This is a genomic window from Ruegeria sp. BC6 (genome assembly GCF_056539185.1).
On the sequence record NZ_JBQFUM010000004.1, the window covers coordinates 50,329 to 65,895 of the forward strand.

15 protein-coding genes are annotated in these 15,567 nt (G+C 63.9%); 1 reads left to right on the forward strand and 14 read right to left on the reverse strand.

Translation table 11 applies throughout. From position 1 onward, the window contains the following. Position 1: 1 nt before the first annotated feature. The 8 genes from nadC to ACR0MM_RS12990 form a co-directional block, all read right to left on the reverse strand. Complete coding sequence (gene nadC / locus ACR0MM_RS12955; protein ID WP_480696561.1) at positions 2 to 850, reverse strand: carboxylating nicotinate-nucleotide diphosphorylase; 849 nt, start codon at positions 848 to 850, stop codon at positions 2 to 4. After that, positions 823 to 2,415, reverse strand: a complete 1,593-nt coding sequence (locus ACR0MM_RS12960; RefSeq protein WP_480696563.1) for an L-aspartate oxidase — start codon at positions 2,413 to 2,415, stop codon at positions 823 to 825. The genes nadC and ACR0MM_RS12960 overlap by 28 nt, the downstream gene beginning before the upstream one ends. A gap of 8 nt (positions 2,416 to 2,423) precedes the next feature. Then, positions 2,424 to 3,476, reverse strand: a complete 1,053-nt coding sequence (gene nadA / locus ACR0MM_RS12965; RefSeq protein WP_480696565.1) for a quinolinate synthase NadA — start codon at positions 3,474 to 3,476, stop codon at positions 2,424 to 2,426. A gap of 143 nt (positions 3,477 to 3,619) precedes the next feature. Continuing rightward, complete coding sequence (locus tag ACR0MM_RS12970) at positions 3,620 to 4,630, reverse strand: endonuclease/exonuclease/phosphatase family protein (protein ID WP_480696936.1); 1,011 nt, start codon at positions 4,628 to 4,630, stop codon at positions 3,620 to 3,622. Next, positions 4,630 to 5,670, reverse strand: coding sequence for an ABC transporter ATP-binding protein (locus ACR0MM_RS12975; RefSeq protein WP_170365752.1), 1,041 nt, complete (start codon positions 5,668 to 5,670; stop codon positions 4,630 to 4,632). The genes ACR0MM_RS12970 and ACR0MM_RS12975 overlap by 1 nt, the downstream gene beginning before the upstream one ends. 10 nt (positions 5,671 to 5,680) lie before the next feature. Continuing rightward, positions 5,681 to 6,565: an ABC transporter permease subunit gene (locus ACR0MM_RS12980; RefSeq protein WP_170341801.1), complete on the reverse strand. Its 885-nt coding sequence runs from the start codon at positions 6,563 to 6,565 to the stop codon at positions 5,681 to 5,683. Positions 6,566 to 6,601: 36 nt separating this feature from the next. Further along, complete coding sequence (locus ACR0MM_RS12985; RefSeq protein WP_093963282.1) at positions 6,602 to 7,483, reverse strand: ABC transporter permease subunit; 882 nt, start codon at positions 7,481 to 7,483, stop codon at positions 6,602 to 6,604. Positions 7,484 to 7,546: 63 nt separating this feature from the next. Further along, positions 7,547 to 8,854: an extracellular solute-binding protein gene (locus ACR0MM_RS12990; RefSeq protein ID WP_437342565.1), complete on the reverse strand. Its 1,308-nt coding sequence runs from the start codon at positions 8,852 to 8,854 to the stop codon at positions 7,547 to 7,549. A 219-nt stretch (positions 8,855 to 9,073) separates the two neighbouring features. Here ACR0MM_RS12990 and ACR0MM_RS12995 point away from each other — a divergent pair, with 219 nt between their 5' ends. Next, positions 9,074 to 10,087: a LacI family DNA-binding transcriptional regulator gene (locus ACR0MM_RS12995; protein ID WP_170529922.1), complete on the forward strand. Its 1,014-nt coding sequence runs from the start codon at positions 9,074 to 9,076 to the stop codon at positions 10,085 to 10,087. 22 nt (positions 10,088 to 10,109) lie between these two features. Here the strand turns inward: ACR0MM_RS12995 and ACR0MM_RS13000 are convergent, their stop codons facing one another. From ACR0MM_RS13000 to ACR0MM_RS13025, 6 genes are all read right to left on the reverse strand, one after another. Beyond that, positions 10,110 to 10,883: a LamB/YcsF family protein gene (locus ACR0MM_RS13000; protein ID WP_480696567.1), complete on the reverse strand. Its 774-nt coding sequence runs from the start codon at positions 10,881 to 10,883 to the stop codon at positions 10,110 to 10,112. Positions 10,884 to 10,899: 16 nt separating this feature from the next. Beyond that, positions 10,900 to 11,916, reverse strand: coding sequence for a 5-oxoprolinase subunit C family protein (locus tag ACR0MM_RS13005; protein ID WP_170391547.1), 1,017 nt, complete (start codon positions 11,914 to 11,916; stop codon positions 10,900 to 10,902). After that, positions 11,913 to 12,641 carry a 5-oxoprolinase subunit B family protein gene (locus ACR0MM_RS13010; RefSeq protein ID WP_170391548.1) on the reverse strand — a complete coding sequence of 243 codons (729 nt, stop codon included), beginning with the start codon at positions 12,639 to 12,641 and terminating at the stop codon, positions 11,913 to 11,915. Before ACR0MM_RS13010 ends, ACR0MM_RS13005 begins: the two co-directional genes overlap by 4 nt. An 8-nt stretch (positions 12,642 to 12,649) precedes the next feature. Then, positions 12,650 to 13,945, reverse strand: coding sequence for a TRAP transporter large permease (locus tag ACR0MM_RS13015; RefSeq protein WP_170391549.1), 1,296 nt, complete (start codon positions 13,943 to 13,945; stop codon positions 12,650 to 12,652). Positions 13,946 to 13,954: 9 nt separating this feature from the next. Continuing rightward, positions 13,955 to 14,506 (reverse strand): TRAP transporter small permease, encoded by a 552-nt coding sequence (locus tag ACR0MM_RS13020; protein WP_480696569.1) that lies wholly within the window; start codon positions 14,504 to 14,506, stop codon positions 13,955 to 13,957. A 64-nt stretch (positions 14,507 to 14,570) separates the two neighbouring features. After that, complete coding sequence (locus ACR0MM_RS13025) at positions 14,571 to 15,542, reverse strand: TRAP transporter substrate-binding protein (RefSeq protein ID WP_480696571.1); 972 nt, start codon at positions 15,540 to 15,542, stop codon at positions 14,571 to 14,573. Between the last annotated feature and the right edge of the window lie 25 nt (positions 15,543 to 15,567).

Sequence of the window (15,567 nt, forward strand, 5' to 3'; positions counted from 1 at the left end):
ATCAGAAATCCAGACCCAGATCGACTGTCCGATAGGAATGGGTCAGCGCCCCGGACGAGATGTAGTCGACCCCGGTGGCCGCGATCTCGGCCACCGTGGCCACGGTGACATTGCCTGACGCCTCGGTCACCAGATGTCCGCCCACCATCGCCACGGCCTCGGCCAGCATGTCCGGTGTCATGTTGTCCAGCAGCACCACATCGGCGCCGCCGGTTTCCAGAACCTCGGCCAGCTGGTCCAGTCGGTCCACTTCGATCTCAACCTTCATCATGTGCGAAGCACGCGCCTTGACCGCCCCCAGCACCGCTCGCACGCCGCCGGCGGCGGCGATGTGGTTGTCCTTGATCAGGATCGCGTCGGACAGCGAATGGCGGTGGTTGAACCCGCCGCCATGCAACACGGCCAGTTTCTCGACGATCCGCAGGCCCGGCGTGGTCTTGCGGGTGCAGGTGATGCGCGCCCTGGTCCCGGCGGTCTGCGCCACCAGCCTGGCGGTCAGGGTCGCCACCCCGGTCAGACGACCGGCAAAGTTCAGCGCCACGCGTTCGCCAGACAGGATCGAGGCCGCGCTGCCGGTGATCTCCATGAGGGTCTGGCCCTTGGTGCAACGGTCCCCGTCGGCCACAAGCGGCGTGATCTTCAGCGTCGGATCCACAAGCCGGAACGCCAGGGCCGCCACCTGCATGCCCGACACAACCGCATCCTCGCGCGCGTTCAGCCGCGCGGCATAGGTCACGCCCGCCGGGATCACGGTGCGGGTGGTGATGTCGCCACACGTGCCCAGATCCTCGGTCAGCGCGGCGCGGACCATCGGTTCGAGGATCAGGTCGGGGACAGTGGCATGATGCATGTTGCGGTTTCCTTGAAGATTTTCGACCGCAGCGCCACGGCCTCGTCCAATGTCAGATCAGACCGCCGCCCCGGCCTTTCGGCCGTATCCGGACAATCCGACCGATAGTGCGCGCCGCGGCTTTCGGTGCGCATCAGCGCTGCTGCCGCGATCAGCGTGGCGGTTGCGGTCATGTTGCGGAACAGGTGCGACTGCCCGTGCAGCGACTCCAACTCGGCGATCCGGCCCAAGGCGCGGCGCAGCCCGTCGGCGTCGCGGACCACGCCCACGCCATCGGTCATGACTTGGCGCAGTTCGGCTACGGCTTGGGGGTCGGGCTCGGTGCCGCCCGATGGCAGGCGCAGCCGCACCTCGGGCGCGTCGGCCACCGTCAGGGTGCCCGCAATGTCACGGGCGCAGGCGCGGGCAAAGACCAGCGCCTCAAGCAGACCGTTCGAGGCCAGCCGGTTCGCCCCGTGCAACCCGGTCGAGGCCGCTTCGCCACAGGCCCAGAGCCCGGCCAGCGAACTGCGGCCGTTCAGGTCGGTGGCCACGCCGCCCATGTGGTAATGCGCCGCCGCCGCCACCGGGATCGGTTGGGTCACGGGGTCGACACCGTTGCGCAGGCAGGCCTCGGTCACCGCCGGAAACTGACTGCGGATCGCCGCGCCGATCGCTGCGCGCGTATCCAGCGCGGGCCGGTTGCCGGCCTTGGTTTCCAGATAGACGGCGCGCGCCACGACATCACGTGGGGCCAGCTCGGCATCGGGGTGGATGCCTTGCATGAACCGTTCGTCGTGGCGGTTGATCAGTACGGCGCCCTCGCCGCGCAGGGCCTCGGTGGCCAGCGGCATCGGGTCTTCGCCCACGTCGATCGCGGTGGGGTGAAACTGAATGAACTCGGCATCGGCGATCCGAGCTCCGGCCCGCGCGGCCATGCCGATCCCCTGCCCGCGGATCCGTGCCGGGTTGGTGGTGCGGGCATAGAGCCCCGCCGACCCGCCCGTGGCCAATACATGCGCCGCCCCGCGCAGCAGCACCGGTTCGGCCCCCGGCGCATCGGTCGGCGCCAGATATACGCCCGAGACCTTGGCCCCGTCGCTTTCCAGCCCCACCGCCAGCGCCCCTTCGATCACCTGGACCGAAGCACGCCGCCGCAGCTCGGCGATCAGGGCGCGCATGATCTCGGCACCGGCCTGGTCGCCTTTGACACGCACCACGCGGGCCACCGAATGGGCGGCCTCCTGCGACTGGATGAACCCGCCATCGGCGTCCCGGTCGAACCCAGTGCCCAGATCGGAAAGGTCCAGAATGTGATCCCGCGCCGCGCGGGTGACGAACTCGGCCACTTCCTGCAGGACCGACCCTGCACCGGCGCGCATCGTGTCGCGGGCATGGGCTTCGGGGCTGTCGGACGGGTCCATCGCGGCCGCCACCCCGCCCTGTGCCCAGGCCGAACTGGCACCCGAGCCCAGCGGCTCGGGCGAGATCATCACCACCGGGTGCGGGTCGAGCTTGAGCGCGGTATAGACCGCGGCCAGCCCGCCGCCGATGATGACCACCCGAGGGGTCGAGACCGTCTGCATCGCCCCGATCAAATTCCCAGCTTGCGCGACAGGTCGATCATCCGCTGAACCGAAAGGCGCGCTTTTTCCGCCACGTCGGGGTCAACCTCGACCTGACCGGTCATGGTGTCCAGCGCATACAGCACCTTTTCCAGCGTGATCTTCTTCATGTAGGGGCACATGTTGCAGGGGCCGACGAAATCGACCTGCGGCAGCGCGTCGGCGATGTTCGACGCCATCGAACACTCGGTGATCAGCATCGCCTTTTCGGGCTGTTCGTCGGTGACGTATTTGATGATGCCGCTGGTAGACCCCGAGAAATCGGCCTCGGCCACCACGTCGGGCGGGCATTCAGGATGCGCGATCAGGCGGGTGCCCGGGTTCCATTCGCGGAACTCGCGCAGGTCCTGCGCCGTATACTGTTCGTGCACGATGCACGAGCCTTCCCACCAGACCACGTTCTTCTGCGGCACGTCGCGCGCCACATTCTGCGCCAGGTACTGGTCGGGGGTCATGATGACCGTGTCGCTGTCCATCGCCGCCACGATCTGCGCCGCGTTGGACGAGGTGCAGCAGATGTCGGATGCCGCCTTCACCTCGGCCGTGGTGTTCACATAGGACACGACCGGCGCGCCGGGATAGCGGCGGCGCATCTCGGCGATGCCTTCGGCAGTGATCGACTCGGCCAGCGAACAGCCGGCCTCCATGTCTGGCATCAGAACCGTCTTTTCCGGGCTGAGGATCTTCGAGGTCTCGGCCATAAAATGTACGCCGCATTGCACGATCACGTCGGCCTCGACCTCGGTCGCCTTGATGGCCAGTTGCAAGCTGTCGCCGACGAAATCGGAAATGCCGTGATAGATCTCGGGCGTCATGTAATTGTGGCCCAGGATCACCGCGTTGCGTTCGGCTTTCAGTTCGTTGATCGCCTTGACATAGGGCGCGTAGATCGCCCAATCCGCTGGCGTGACGACACGCGACATGCGGTCGTAGATGTCGCTCAGGCTGGCGGCCAGCTCGGGCGACGGAGTCAGATCGAATTTCTCGGCAAGATGCGCGCGCTGCGCGGGGAGGTCAAACACTGGACTGGTTTTCCGCCTGTTGAATAGGTGGCCTCGTTCTTATGGGGTTTCCAAACCGTTTTCCACAGTCGAACCGCGAAAAAACGCCCCGAAATTCATCGGGACGTTGGGCCACGTGACCAAATATCGCGGACAGGCCGGAGTCACCCGGCGTCAGGCACCTCAACCGTGCACCAGACACAGTCATGATCCGAGAGCGGCTTGGCGTCAGCGGTCAGCGACGAAAGCAGACCCCGGTCGCGGCAGATCAGCCCCTTGCCGGCGAACCAGTCCAGCTTCATCACCCGGTCCGGGTGCGGCGTGATCAGGCTGGGCCGGGTGGTGTGGCCTTCGGTCGTGAACTCCCAGGAAAAGCCGCGCTGCTCCGCCAAAGCAAACAGGGTTTCCCGGCGCCAGTCGAAATCCGGTGGCAGGTGGTTGCCGGTATTCAGATCGCCACCGATCAGCACCGGCACCCCGGGCGCAAACTCATCGAGCGCATCCAGCAGAAGCTGAAACTGCATATGGCGATGCGCCGCCGCAGCATTGCTTTCCAGATGGGTGGAGACCACGCATACAGGCCCGTTCTCGGTCGCGACTTCTGCTGCAATCGCCATTCGGCCACCCAGCCGCGGTTGTTGCGGATCCGACGCCCCGGACTCGGCCGCAAACCAGTGGCCATGGTCGTCAAGACGGATCATAGCCACGCGTTTGAACGGAACCGAGGACAGAATCGCGTTCCCGTGCCACCCGAGGGTGTTGAAATCATCCTTGCAAAAGGCCCGCTCGGTCGGACCGCCCAGATCCAGTTCGTGGAACTCAACTCCAAAGGCGTAGGCCATACCCAGCTTGTCGGCCATTTCTGCCGTCGTGTGACGTTGACCGGTGCGGGACATACCGTGGTCCACCTCGGACAGCAGAACGATGTCCGGGGTCACAGCCGCCAGGTGGGCTGCGCTTTCTTCGGGGAACAGGCAGCGTTCCACATTCCAAGCCGCAGCCGAGAAACGTGCACCCAGAACGTCCCGGGTTGCGTTTCCGCCCAGTTGCACCGCGTTCATCGCCGGTGTCTGCGCCATCAGGGCGCGGTGCGCCTCGGCCGTTCGCGGCGCCGCCAATATGCGGTCTCGGACATCATCCGAGACCGGCGGCAAAGACGACACGATGTTCGTGATCACAGGGCTTTTCCGGTTTCCGGGTGGAACAGGCTGATCGCGTCGGGCTTGAGTGAGATCCGCGTTTCTCCGGGCGCGGCTTCGACATCCTTGCCCACGTGGATCGTGAACTCCTGATCTGCCAGACGCCCGTGCAACAGGCGGTGCGCGCCAAGCTCTTCGATGATGTCGACGTGAAAGGCGATCGAGCCCTCCGCCCCGATCAGTACATCTTCGGGTCGCACACCTACAGTCACCGCGCCAGACCCTTCGGCCGTGGCAAGCACCGTGTCGCCGTTGATCATCACGCGGCCGCCCTCCAGACGTGCGCCGATCAGGTTCATCGGCGGAGCGCCCATGAAGCTGGCCACGAAGGTCGAGGCCGGGCGGTGATAGATCTCGGCCGGGGTGCCGATCTGTTCGATCCGGCCCGCGTTCATCACGATGATGCGGTCGGCCATGGTCATCGCCTCGACCTGGTCATGGGTGACGTAGATCGAGGTCACCCCCAGACGCCGCTGCAGCGCCTTGATCTCGATCCGCATCTGGTTGCGCAGCTTGGCATCGAGGTTCGACAGCGGCTCGTCGAACAGGAATAGCGCCGGGTCGCGGACGATGGCCCGCCCCATGGCGACCCGCTGGCGCTGACCGCCCGACAGCTGCGAGGGCTTGCGATCCAGAAACTCGTTCAGGTTCAGCATCGAAGCGGCTTCGGCCACCTTGCGCTCGATTTCGTCCTTGGGCGTCTTTCGATTTTTCAGACCATAGGCGATGTTCTTGCGCACGGTCATATGCGGGTACAGCGCATAGTTCTGGAACACCATGGCGATGTCGCGATCGGCCGGGTCAACGTCATTCATGACGCGGCCATTGATCGTCAGTTCGCCTTCGGTGATTTCTTCCAGGCCGGCCACCATGCGCAGCAGAGTGGACTTGCCGCAGCCCGACGGGCCGACAAGAACCACGAATTCGCCATCACCGATGTCGAAACTGGACGGGGTCAGCGCCTCGGCGCCGTTGGGATAGATTTTTCGGATGTTCTTCAGGGATACCTGAGCCATTGATTCTGCCTTACTTGTCGGATTCCGTCAGGCCCTTGACGAACCAGCTTTGGAAAAAGATGACGACCATGACCGGGGGGATGATGGCGATTATCGCCAGCAGGTTGGCCCGGCCGTATTCGGGAATGCGGTTGCCCTCCAGCACCTGCGTGATCTGCTTGATCCCGCGCACCAGGGTGAACATGTCCTCTTCGGTGGTGATCATCGTGGGCCACAAATACTGGTTCCACCCGAACACGAACATGATGATGAACATCGCCGCAATCATCGTACGCGACAGCGGCACCAGGATGTCGATGAAGAATTTCACCGGGCCGGCGCCGTCGATCCGCGCGGCCTCGACCAACTCTTCTGGAACCGAGCGGAAGAACTGCCTGAAGAAGAACGTGGCGGTGGCCGAGGCGATCAGCGGGATGATGAGGCCCTGATAGGTGTTCAGCATCCCCAGCTTCTGCACCACTTCGTACGAGGGCAGAATGCGCACCTCCAGCGGCAGCAACAACGTGGTGAAGATCACCCAGAAAGCCAGCGTGGCGAAGCGCAGCCGGAAATAGACGATCGCATAGGCCGCCATCATGCCGATGATGATCTTGCCGAGGGCAAAACCGATGCCCAGGATGAACGAGTTTTTGAGCATGTTCATGCCCGTGTTCTGGCCGGAAAAGCCCGAGGCCTCGAACATTGCCTTCTGGAAGTTGGGGCCAAGTTCGTCCCCGATCGTCAGGCTGGGTCCGGTCTTGATGACCTCGACATCCGGAACGGTCGTCATCTGGAAGATCATCAGCAGCGGCAGCATCATGAACAACGATCCGACGATCAGGATCGTGTGATCAAGGATCGTGGACAGTCGGATGCCGCGCTTTCGTGTTTGGGTGGGTGAAGTGGCGGACGCCATCGCAGGGGTATGTGCTTCGGTCATTGTCTGCCCTCCTTACGTGTAGTGGATGCGGCGCTCGACCAGCCGGAACTGGAACACCGTCAGGGCCAGAACCAGAACCATCAGAACGACCGACTGCGCCGAGCTGCCACCCAGGTCGTTGCCGCGGAAGCCGTCCACATAGACCTTGTAGACCAACGTCATCGGGTTGTTGCCCGGCTCACCCTTCACCATCGTGTCGATCACACCGAAAGTATCAAACAATGCGTAGGTGATATTGATGATCAGCAGGAAAAACCCGGTCGGCGCCAGCAGGGGGAAAGTCACGTCCCAGAACCGACCCGTGGATGAGCGGTTGTCGATCAAAGCCGCCTCACGCACCGATCGCGGGATCGATTGCAGGCCAGACAGAAAGAAGATGAAGTTCACCGGAACCTGTTTCCAGACCGAAACGATAACCATCGCGGTGGCGGTGTCATTGAAATTCACGCCCAGTTTGAAATCCCACCCGATCGAGCGCGCCAGTTCGGTCAATGGCCCCCAGCTCTGGTTGAACAGGATCAGGCCGATGAAACCCGCCACCGGCGGCGCCACGGCGTAAACCCACATCAGCAGCGTGCGATAGGTCTTGGCGCCGCGCAGCACATTGTCGGCCTTCACGGCCAGCAACAACGCGATCGACAGCGAAAAGAACGTGACCAAAACGGTGAAGATCACCGTGAACCAGGCAATGCTGAGATACTCGGAATTCCCGGCAAGGTCGCTGTAGTTGTCCAGCCCGACGAAGGTCGACCCAAACCCGAACGGATCCTGCAGGAAGAACGAAGACTGCACCGCGTGAGCGGCAGGCCAGTAGAAAAAGACCGCGATGATCAACAGCTGCGGCAACAGCAGAAGAACCGGCAGCCAGCGAGTGGAAAAACCAGCGCGTTTCATGAAAACTCCGAAAAAGGGAGGACGGTCGCACTTCTGCGACCGCCCGTTTCTTGGCGAGTGGGATCAGCTCTGGGTCTTTGCGAAACGCTCGAGCAGACCGTTGGCTTCGTCCTCGATTGCCTTGAAGGCGTCCTCGACCGAGGTTTCACCCGTCAGGATGCGGCCATATTCGCGGTTCATCACGTCGCGAATCTGGACGTAGAAGCCCATGCGATAGCCCTTGGTGTTTTCACCAGCAGGCAGCGACAGCTGCTTGATGCCGACTTCGGCGGCCGGAGCACGGTCATAGTGACCATCGCCCTTCGCCATTTCATAGGCGGCGGTGGTGATCGGAACATAGCCGGTCTCGCGGTGCCACATGTACTGGGTTTCGGGCTTGGTCAGGAACTCGAAGAATGCCGCAGTGGCCTTGTTTTCCTCGTCGCTCTTGCCGGCCATCGCGAACAGGGCCGCGCCACCGATGAAGGTCTGCTTGGGTTCCTTGGTCACAGCTTCCCAATAGGGCAGGAAGGTGGCCGAAAACTCGAACGGCAGGTCCTTCTTGGACAGGCCGCCGAACGAACCGGACGAGCCCAGCCAGATGGCAACCTTGCCTTCTTCGAACGGGGTCTGGTTGTCGCTCCAGCCGGTGCCGTACCATTCGAAGAACCCGTTGTCCTTCCAGTCTTTGACGGCGCTGAAGTGTGCCTTGATCGCGTCGTTGTTGACAAGAATCTTGGTGCCGTCAGCGCCTTCATAGCCGTTGTCGTTGGTGGCAAACGGCAGGTCGTGGCGCGAATGGAAGTTCTCGGTGAAGATCCAGGGCAGATGCGACTGCGACAAGCCGATATAGCCAGCCTCTTTAAGCGCGGGCGCCGTCACGGTCTGGAACTCTTCCCAGGTTTTCGGCGGCGTCACACCCGCTTTTTCCAGCGCATCGACGTTGTAATACATGATGGGCGAGGACGAGTTGAACGGCATCCCGATCATCTTGCCGTCGCTGTCGGCATAGAAGTAGCGAACGCCCGAGATATAGTCCTCGATGTCGAACGCAACGCCGTTCTGCTCCAGCAGGTCCTGAACCGGAACGGTCGCGCCCTTGGCGCCAATCACGGTGGCGGCGCCGGCGTCGAATACCTGCAGGACGTTGGGCTGTTCACCCGCACGGAATGCGGCGATGCCGGCGGTCAGGGTCTCTTCATATGTGCCCTTGAAAACCGGCGTGATCTTGTAGTCGTCCTGGGACGCGTTGAAATCCTCGGCAATCTGGTTGACGGTGTCACCCAGGGCTCCTCCCATGGCGTGCCACCACGTAATCTCGACTTCGGCCGAGACCGTATTCGCCATCATCGCGAACGCGGCAGCAGCAGCACCTGTTTTGACGTTTATCATGTAGTTCCTCCGATTCATGTTGCGCCCCTACGGGCGGGCCAAAGCCCTGGAAACTATGGGGTATTTTCCCCGATGACATATTTCACATCCAGAAAAAGGCTGACACCTTTCGCAAAATGTGCACACGTGTTCACTAGCTTCCAACCGTGACAGTTTGATGAAAGATTCGATTCATTGCAAGAATGTTGAAACCCTCTGAACAGGCGGAACGCGAAACGCATGTGTAGCGAGAGAAACAAGGACGCAAAACGCCCGCGGCGCGCAACGGCCCAGACCGTTGCGGACCTTGCGGGCGTCTCGCGTTCAGCTGTTTCGCGCGCTTTCACGCCCGGTGCCTATGTCGATTCCGAGAAGCGCCGACGGATCCTCAAGATCGCAGCCGATACCGGGTATCAGCCGAACGCCCTGGCCGCTGGCCTCAAAGCCGGGCAATCGAATTTGGTCGCCGTCTTCGTCGGCAACATGCGCAGCCCATACGACTCGGCCTTTGTTGGTGAACTGGCCCAGGCCCTGAGCGGGTTGAAGAAATGGCCCATTCTGATCGACCGAACCGGAGCCAACACGGATCAGGCGCTGCGAGAGCTGCTGCGCTATCCGTTGGACGCATTGATTCTGCGCGGCGGCAGCATGTCCGAAGAAATCGTGGACAGATGTGCGCGGTTCGGCATCCCGATGATCTCGTCAGGCCGTCCCGTTCAAGGGCCCCGTGTCGACAATGTCTGTTGCCGCAATGCCGATGGCATGACCATGATCACCGACTTGCTGATCAGCAGGGGGCGGCGCCGGTTTGGGTTTCTCAGCGGACCCGAGGAGTTCTACTCGTCTTCGCGGCGTCGCGCCGGGGTCCTCCAGGCGCTGGATCGGGCAGGGCTTGACCTCGTGGCCGAACACCCGACTGATTACTCGGTCGACAGCGGATACGGCGCCGCGCGCAGCCTGCTGTCCCGCGCCTCTCTGGATGCGCTTGTCTGCGCCAATGACGCCACGGCGATTGGGGCGCTTTCGGCCGCACGCGATCTGTCTCTGAACGTACCCGGCGATTTGGCGATTGTTGGCTTCGACGACATCGCCATGGCGAAATGGCCGACATTCCGCCTGACGACAGTCCGGAACCCCATCGACGCCGCCGTTGACGCGATCATTGCGCTGCTGGAGCGTAGGCTCGTCGATCCCGGACGTCCGGAAGAGAGTATCTTTTTGGACCCCAGCGTCATCGAACGCGGGACGCATTGAACAGCCGCGTCAATCGAGAAGCCTAGGCAGGGCCACCGGCGAACTGCTTGAGCTCCACCCCGCTCTTCTGGAGGGCACGGCGGACACCTGCCGCAATCGACACCGCCGTCGGCGTGTCTCCGTGCAGGCAGATCGTGTCGATGCGAGTCGGGATATGCTTGCCGCTCTCAGTGATGATCGCCCCGGCCTTGACCATCTCGACCATGCGCGCGGCGGCCCGGTCAGGGTCGTGGATCACCGCGCCGGGCAGGCTGCGGTCGACCAGCGTGGCGTCATCGTTGTAGGCGCGATCGGCAAAGATCTCGCAGGCCACCGGACAGCCCAGGTCTCGCGCGGCGCGTTGCTGGGCGGTTCCGGCCAGAACCATGATGATCAGATCCGGTGCCACCGATAGCGCCGCCTCGTAGCAGGCCCGTGCCATCGCCTGATCCTCGGACGCCATGTTGGCCAGCGCGCCGTGCAATTTCAGATGACGCACCTGCCCGCCGGCCGCCCGTGCCATCGCCTGCGCCGCGCCGACCTGATAGCGGATCAGGTTCTGCAGCGACGGCAGGGGATAGTGCATCCGCTGACGCCCAAAGCCGTGCAGATCGGCAAAGCCGGGATGCGCGCCGATGCTCACGCCGTTTTCGACCGCCTGCGCCATCGTCGTGGCCATCACGTCCCAGTCGCCCGCATGAAACCCGCAGGCCACGTTGGCCGACGTCACGATCTTCAGCAGCGCCGCGTCATCGCCCATTTTCCAGGGGCCAAAGCTTTCGCCCATATCGGCGTTCAGATCGACTTGATGTGCCATGGCACAGGCTCCTTTTCTACAAAACGTCCTCTTCGCGGGCGATGGCGCCGCTGATCAGTTGATAGGATAGCAGGTCGGACATGCTGCGCGGATCGCGGATCAGCGGGCGTAGCGCCCGGGGTAGCGCGGCGCGGGCTTGCGCCGCGGCGCGCTCGGCAGTCACCGCTTCGTCCAGCGACACGAAACGGAACCGCAGGTCGGCCCCGACCGGGGCCTGCGCCACCTTGGGCAGGTCGCAGGGCAGAACGGTGCCGATGCGGGGATAACCGCCGGTGGTCTGGCACTCGGCCAACAGCACGAAGGGCGTGCCGTCGCCGGTGACCTGGATGTCACCCGGCACGATGGTTTCCGACAGCACGCTGCGCCCGCCCGAGACATGAAAGCCTGGTCCGTCGCTTTCCAGCCGCACGCCCATGCGGTTGGCGCGCGCGTCCCGGCGGAACGTAGTGGTTTGCAGCCGCTCCAGAACGTCGCCGGCGAACAGGTCGGTCTGGAAACTGGCCACGATGCGGATTTCCCCGCCCGAGAACCGGTCCTCGGGGTCAAAGGTCATGCCGGTTGCACCGCCCGCGTCCAGGCCGATCGCCAGCCGGTCCCCCGCCTTCAGCACGGCTCCGATCCCAGCCGTCAGATGCGCCGAACGGGCGCCAAGAACCGGGTCGCCCTGCACCCCGCCGCCGATGCTGAGGTATCCATAGCTGCCGGCTACGGCCGGCCCAATGCTGAGCCGGGCGCCCGCAGGCAGGAGGTGCGAGGCGTTCCAGACTGCGGTCGCGCCGTCGATCTGCGCCCGCATCCGCGCGCCAGTCAGGGCGATGCGCAGATCCTGATCGGCCTGGAATTCGCCGCCCATACCGGCCATTTCCAGGGCGGCAAGACTGTCGGCCTGTCCCAGCAGCGCTGCGCCTTCGGCCAATGCAAGCCGGTCCACCGCACCACCGCGCGACAGGCCCATGTCCAGATAACCGGGTCGCCCCATGTCCTGCACCGTCAGGCCGGCCCCCGCGCGCAATATGGTCAGATGCGCGCTCATGCCAACGGCTCGCAACTGGCGCCGCCGCGCGGATCGCTGCGCATCCGCGCCAGCGTTTCCGGGTCGGTGGGGGTGAACTGCACCTCATCCCCGGGGCGCAGCAGGAAAGGTTCTTGCATATCGGGCTGGAACAGACGGATGGCGGTCTGGCCCACATGCTGCCATCCGGTCGGCGTGGTGACCGAGAACAGCACAAGCTGCCGCAGCGCCACCACCAGCGCACCTTCGGGTACGCGCGGGGTCAATTCCTTTTGCCTTGGAATGTCCCAGGCGGGCGGCAATTCACCCAGATAAGGCTGACCGGGGGCAAAGCCGATGGTCTGCACACGCACCCGCGCCTGGGACAGCGACCGGATCGCCTCGGCCTCGGACAGGCCCGCCGCCTGCGCCGCCTGCCCCAACTGCGGTGCCAGATCCGTGCCAAAGACGGTGGGCACCCGCCAGAACCTGCGCCCGCCGGGCAGGTCGGCCGCGTACCAGTCGCGCTGGTCCAGCAGCGCCTGCACCTGCCGGTGCAACGCGTCATGCGTCAGGCGCAGCGGATCGAACCGGACGAAGGCCGAGACCAGTGAGGACGAGGTTTCCTCAACCCCCGCCCAGCCCTCCGCCTCGAGCGCGGCGCGAAAGGCGAGCGCAGCCCGGTTGGCCGGTTCGCTGAGTGCGGCGGCAAAGCTGATCAACAGCCCGTCCACCCCGGCGGTTCGTATGATCGGAAAATCCTGCATCGCTCCCGTCACATCTGGTTCGGCAGATAGGTCACGATGCCGGGAAAAGCCACGATGATCACCAGCGCCACGATCATCAGGAAGAAGAACGGCAGCGCCGCATGCGCCACCCGCAGGATGTCGCGCCCGGTCAGCGATTGCAGCACGAACAGGTTGAAGCCGACCGGCGGGGTGATCTGCGACATCTCGACCACGATCACCAGGAAGATGCCGAACCACAGCGGGTCGATCCCCGCCTGCATCACCATCGGCATGATGACCGAAGCCGTCAGCACCACGACCGAGATCCCGTCCAGAAAGCATCCCATGATCACGAAGAACACGGTCAGCGCCGCCAGCAGCGTGAAGGTGGACAGGCCCAGCGACCCGATCCATTCCGCCAGAACACGCGGAATGCCGGTGAAGCCCATCGCCACGGTCAGGAACGAGGCCCCTGCGAGAATGAAGGCGATCATGCACGAGGTCACGGTGGCCCCCATCAGCCCATCGACGAAACTGGCCCGGGTCAACGTGCCCTCGCGCCAGGACAGCAGCAGCGCCAGCACCACGCCCACGGCGGCCGCATCGGTGGGCGAGGCGATCCCGGCATAGATCGAGCCGATCACACCGACGATCAGCAGGATCACCGGCACCAGTCGGCGCGAGCGACGCAGTTTTTCCGCGAAACTCGCGCGGATGTCCTCGGTGGGCAGGTTCGCGCGGTTGATCAGCGCCCAGATTGCGACATAGCCCACGAAAAGCCCCACCAACAGCAGGCCCGGCAGAACCCCTGCGACGAACAGGCGGGCGATGGATTGCTCGGTCGCCACGCCATAGACGATCAGGATGATCGACGGCGGGATCAGCAGGCCCAGCGTGGCCGAGCCGGCCAGCGTGCCGATGATCATCTTCTCGGGATAGCCGCGGCGCGAGAGTTCCGGGATCGACAGCTTGCCGATCGTGGCCGCGGTGGCCGCCGACGACCCGGACACAGCCGCAAAGATCCCGCAGGCAAAGACGTTCACATGCAGCAACTGCCCCGGCAGCCGGTTCATCCAAGGCGACAGGCCGGTGAACATGTCCTCGGACAGGCGCGAGCGGAACAGAATCTCGCCCATCCAGATGAACAGCGGAAGCGCTGCCAGCGCCCAGGAATTGCTGTGCCCCCACAAGGTGGTCGCCATGACCAGCCCCAGCGGCGCATCGGAGAACAGCGCCATCGCCGCGATCCCGACCCCCAGCAGCGAAAACGCCACCCACAGGCCCGACCCCAGAAAGGCGAACAACAGAACAAGAAGAATGATGGAAAGCGTGGCAATCGACATCTGCTGGCCCTATTCGCTCAGAAGGTTTTCGCCCTTGCCGTCCCAGCTGGGCGCGTGGCCCGCCAGCAGACCGACAAGTTCGTCGACAAGGGCAAGAGTCAGGATGGCCAGTCCCAGCAGGACCGGCATCTGCACGATCCACAACGGCACCGAGACCATGCCCGGGCTGCGGTCGCCATATTCCAGCGACTCCAGAACTAGCAGGCCCATATACCAGGTGGCATAGGCGCTCATGGCCAGGGCAATCGTCACCACGCAGATCTCGGTCAGGCGGCGCGGCCGCTTGGGCATCCGCCCGATCAGCAGCGTCACCCGGATATGCCCGCCGGCGCGCAGCGCATAGGCCAGCGCCAGAAAGCTGGATGCGGCCAGAAAGAATCCGGTGAAATCGGCATAGGACGGGATGGTCAGGCCCACGCCCTGCCCGGTCAGCGCGGCCCAGATCTTGTCGGCCAGGTTCAACCCGACCTGCGCAAAGACCAGCACGACGATGGCCAGAATGAACAGCGCCGCCAATCCGCCGGCCGCACGATAGATGAAATCAAGACTGCGCCGCAGCATCGCCATCCCCTCCCCTTGTTGTCGAACCCGGCCGGGCGTTTGGCGCCCGGCCGGTTCGGGTCGTTTACTGCTGATAGGCCTGCAGCAACGCGGCACCGTCCTCGCCGGCGTTGGCCTTCCAGTTTTCGAGCATCTGCGCGCCGATTTCACGCAGGCCAGCCATCAACTCTTCGGATGGCTGTACCACGGTGATGCCGTTTTCCTGCAGAACTGCGGTCTGCTTGGCGGTCTCGGCCTGGCTCATTTCCCAGCCGCGGGCTTCGGCGGCGGCGGCAGCCTCGAGAACGGCGGCCTGGGTCGCGTCATCCAGACGGCGGAAGGCGCGCTTGTTCACCACGACCACGTTTTTGGGAATCCAGGCCTGGATGTCGGTGTAGTGGGTCAGAAAGTCCCACGCCTTCGAATTCACCCCGGTCGAGGGCGAGGTGATCATCGCCTCGACCCGGCCGGTGCTGAAGGCCTGCGGAATATCCGGAACCTCGACCTGCGTGGGCGCGGCGCCCGCCAGGTTGGCGAATTCTTCCAGCGTGGCGTTGTAGGTGCGGAACTTCAGGCCCGCCAGGTCATCCACGCTGTTGATTTCCTTGGTGGTGTACAGGCCCTGCGGCGGCCACGGCACCGCGTACAGCACCATCATGCTTTGCTCGTCCAGCAGACCGTTGATCACGTCTTTCTGTGCCGCCCACAGCTTTTGGGCGTCGTCATAGTTGGTGGCCAGGAACGGCAGCGAGTCTGCGCCGAAGGCCGGGTTGTCATTGGCCAGCAACGACAGAAAAAACTCTCCGACGGGCACCTGGCCGCTGCGGACTGCCTTGCTGATCTCGGGGTGCTTGAACAGCGAACCTGCGGAATGGACCTTGATTTCAAGGGCGCCGTCTGTGGCCGCGGTCACGTCCTTGGCGAAGTCGTGGATGTTCACGGTATGGAAGGTGGCGTCCGGATAGGGCGTCGGCATGTCCCAGGTCTCGGCCTGCACCTGCATGGCCAACCCGGCCAGCGCGGCAACCGCGCCACCGGCAAATTTCATCATTTTCATTTTGGCTCTCCCTGCTTGAGTTCTG

Coding starts and splice junctions, on each gene's coding strand:
- nadC (WP_480696561.1), bottom strand. CDS start 850: ATGCATCATGCCACTGTCCCCGACCTGATCCTCGAACCGATGGTCCGC.
- ACR0MM_RS12960 (WP_480696563.1), bottom strand. CDS start 2,415: ATGCAGACGGTCTCGACCCCTCGGGTGGTCATCATCGGCGGCGGGCTG.
- ACR0MM_RS12975 (WP_170365752.1), bottom strand. CDS start 5,670: ATGGCTCAGGTATCCCTGAAGAACATCCGAAAAATCTATCCCAACGGC.
- ACR0MM_RS12980 (WP_170341801.1), bottom strand. CDS start 6,565: ATGGCGTCCGCCACTTCACCCACCCAAACACGAAAGCGCGGCATCCGA.
- ACR0MM_RS12985 (WP_093963282.1), bottom strand. CDS start 7,483: ATGAAACGCGCTGGTTTTTCCACTCGCTGGCTGCCGGTTCTTCTGCTG.
- ACR0MM_RS12990 (WP_437342565.1), bottom strand. CDS start 8,854: ATGATAAACGTCAAAACAGGTGCTGCTGCTGCCGCGTTCGCGATGATG.
- ACR0MM_RS12995 (WP_170529922.1), top strand. CDS start 9,074: ATGTGTAGCGAGAGAAACAAGGACGCAAAACGCCCGCGGCGCGCAACG.
- ACR0MM_RS13000 (WP_480696567.1), bottom strand. CDS start 10,883: ATGGCACATCAAGTCGATCTGAACGCCGATATGGGCGAAAGCTTTGGC.
- ACR0MM_RS13005 (WP_170391547.1), bottom strand. CDS start 11,916: ATGAGCGCGCATCTGACCATATTGCGCGCGGGGGCCGGCCTGACGGTG.
- ACR0MM_RS13010 (WP_170391548.1), bottom strand. CDS start 12,641: ATGCAGGATTTTCCGATCATACGAACCGCCGGGGTGGACGGGCTGTTG.
- ACR0MM_RS13015 (WP_170391549.1), bottom strand. CDS start 13,945: ATGTCGATTGCCACGCTTTCCATCATTCTTCTTGTTCTGTTGTTCGCC.
- ACR0MM_RS13020 (WP_480696569.1), bottom strand. CDS start 14,506: ATGCTGCGGCGCAGTCTTGATTTCATCTATCGTGCGGCCGGCGGATTG.
- ACR0MM_RS13025 (WP_480696571.1), bottom strand. CDS start 15,542: ATGAAAATGATGAAATTTGCCGGTGGCGCGGTTGCCGCGCTGGCCGGG.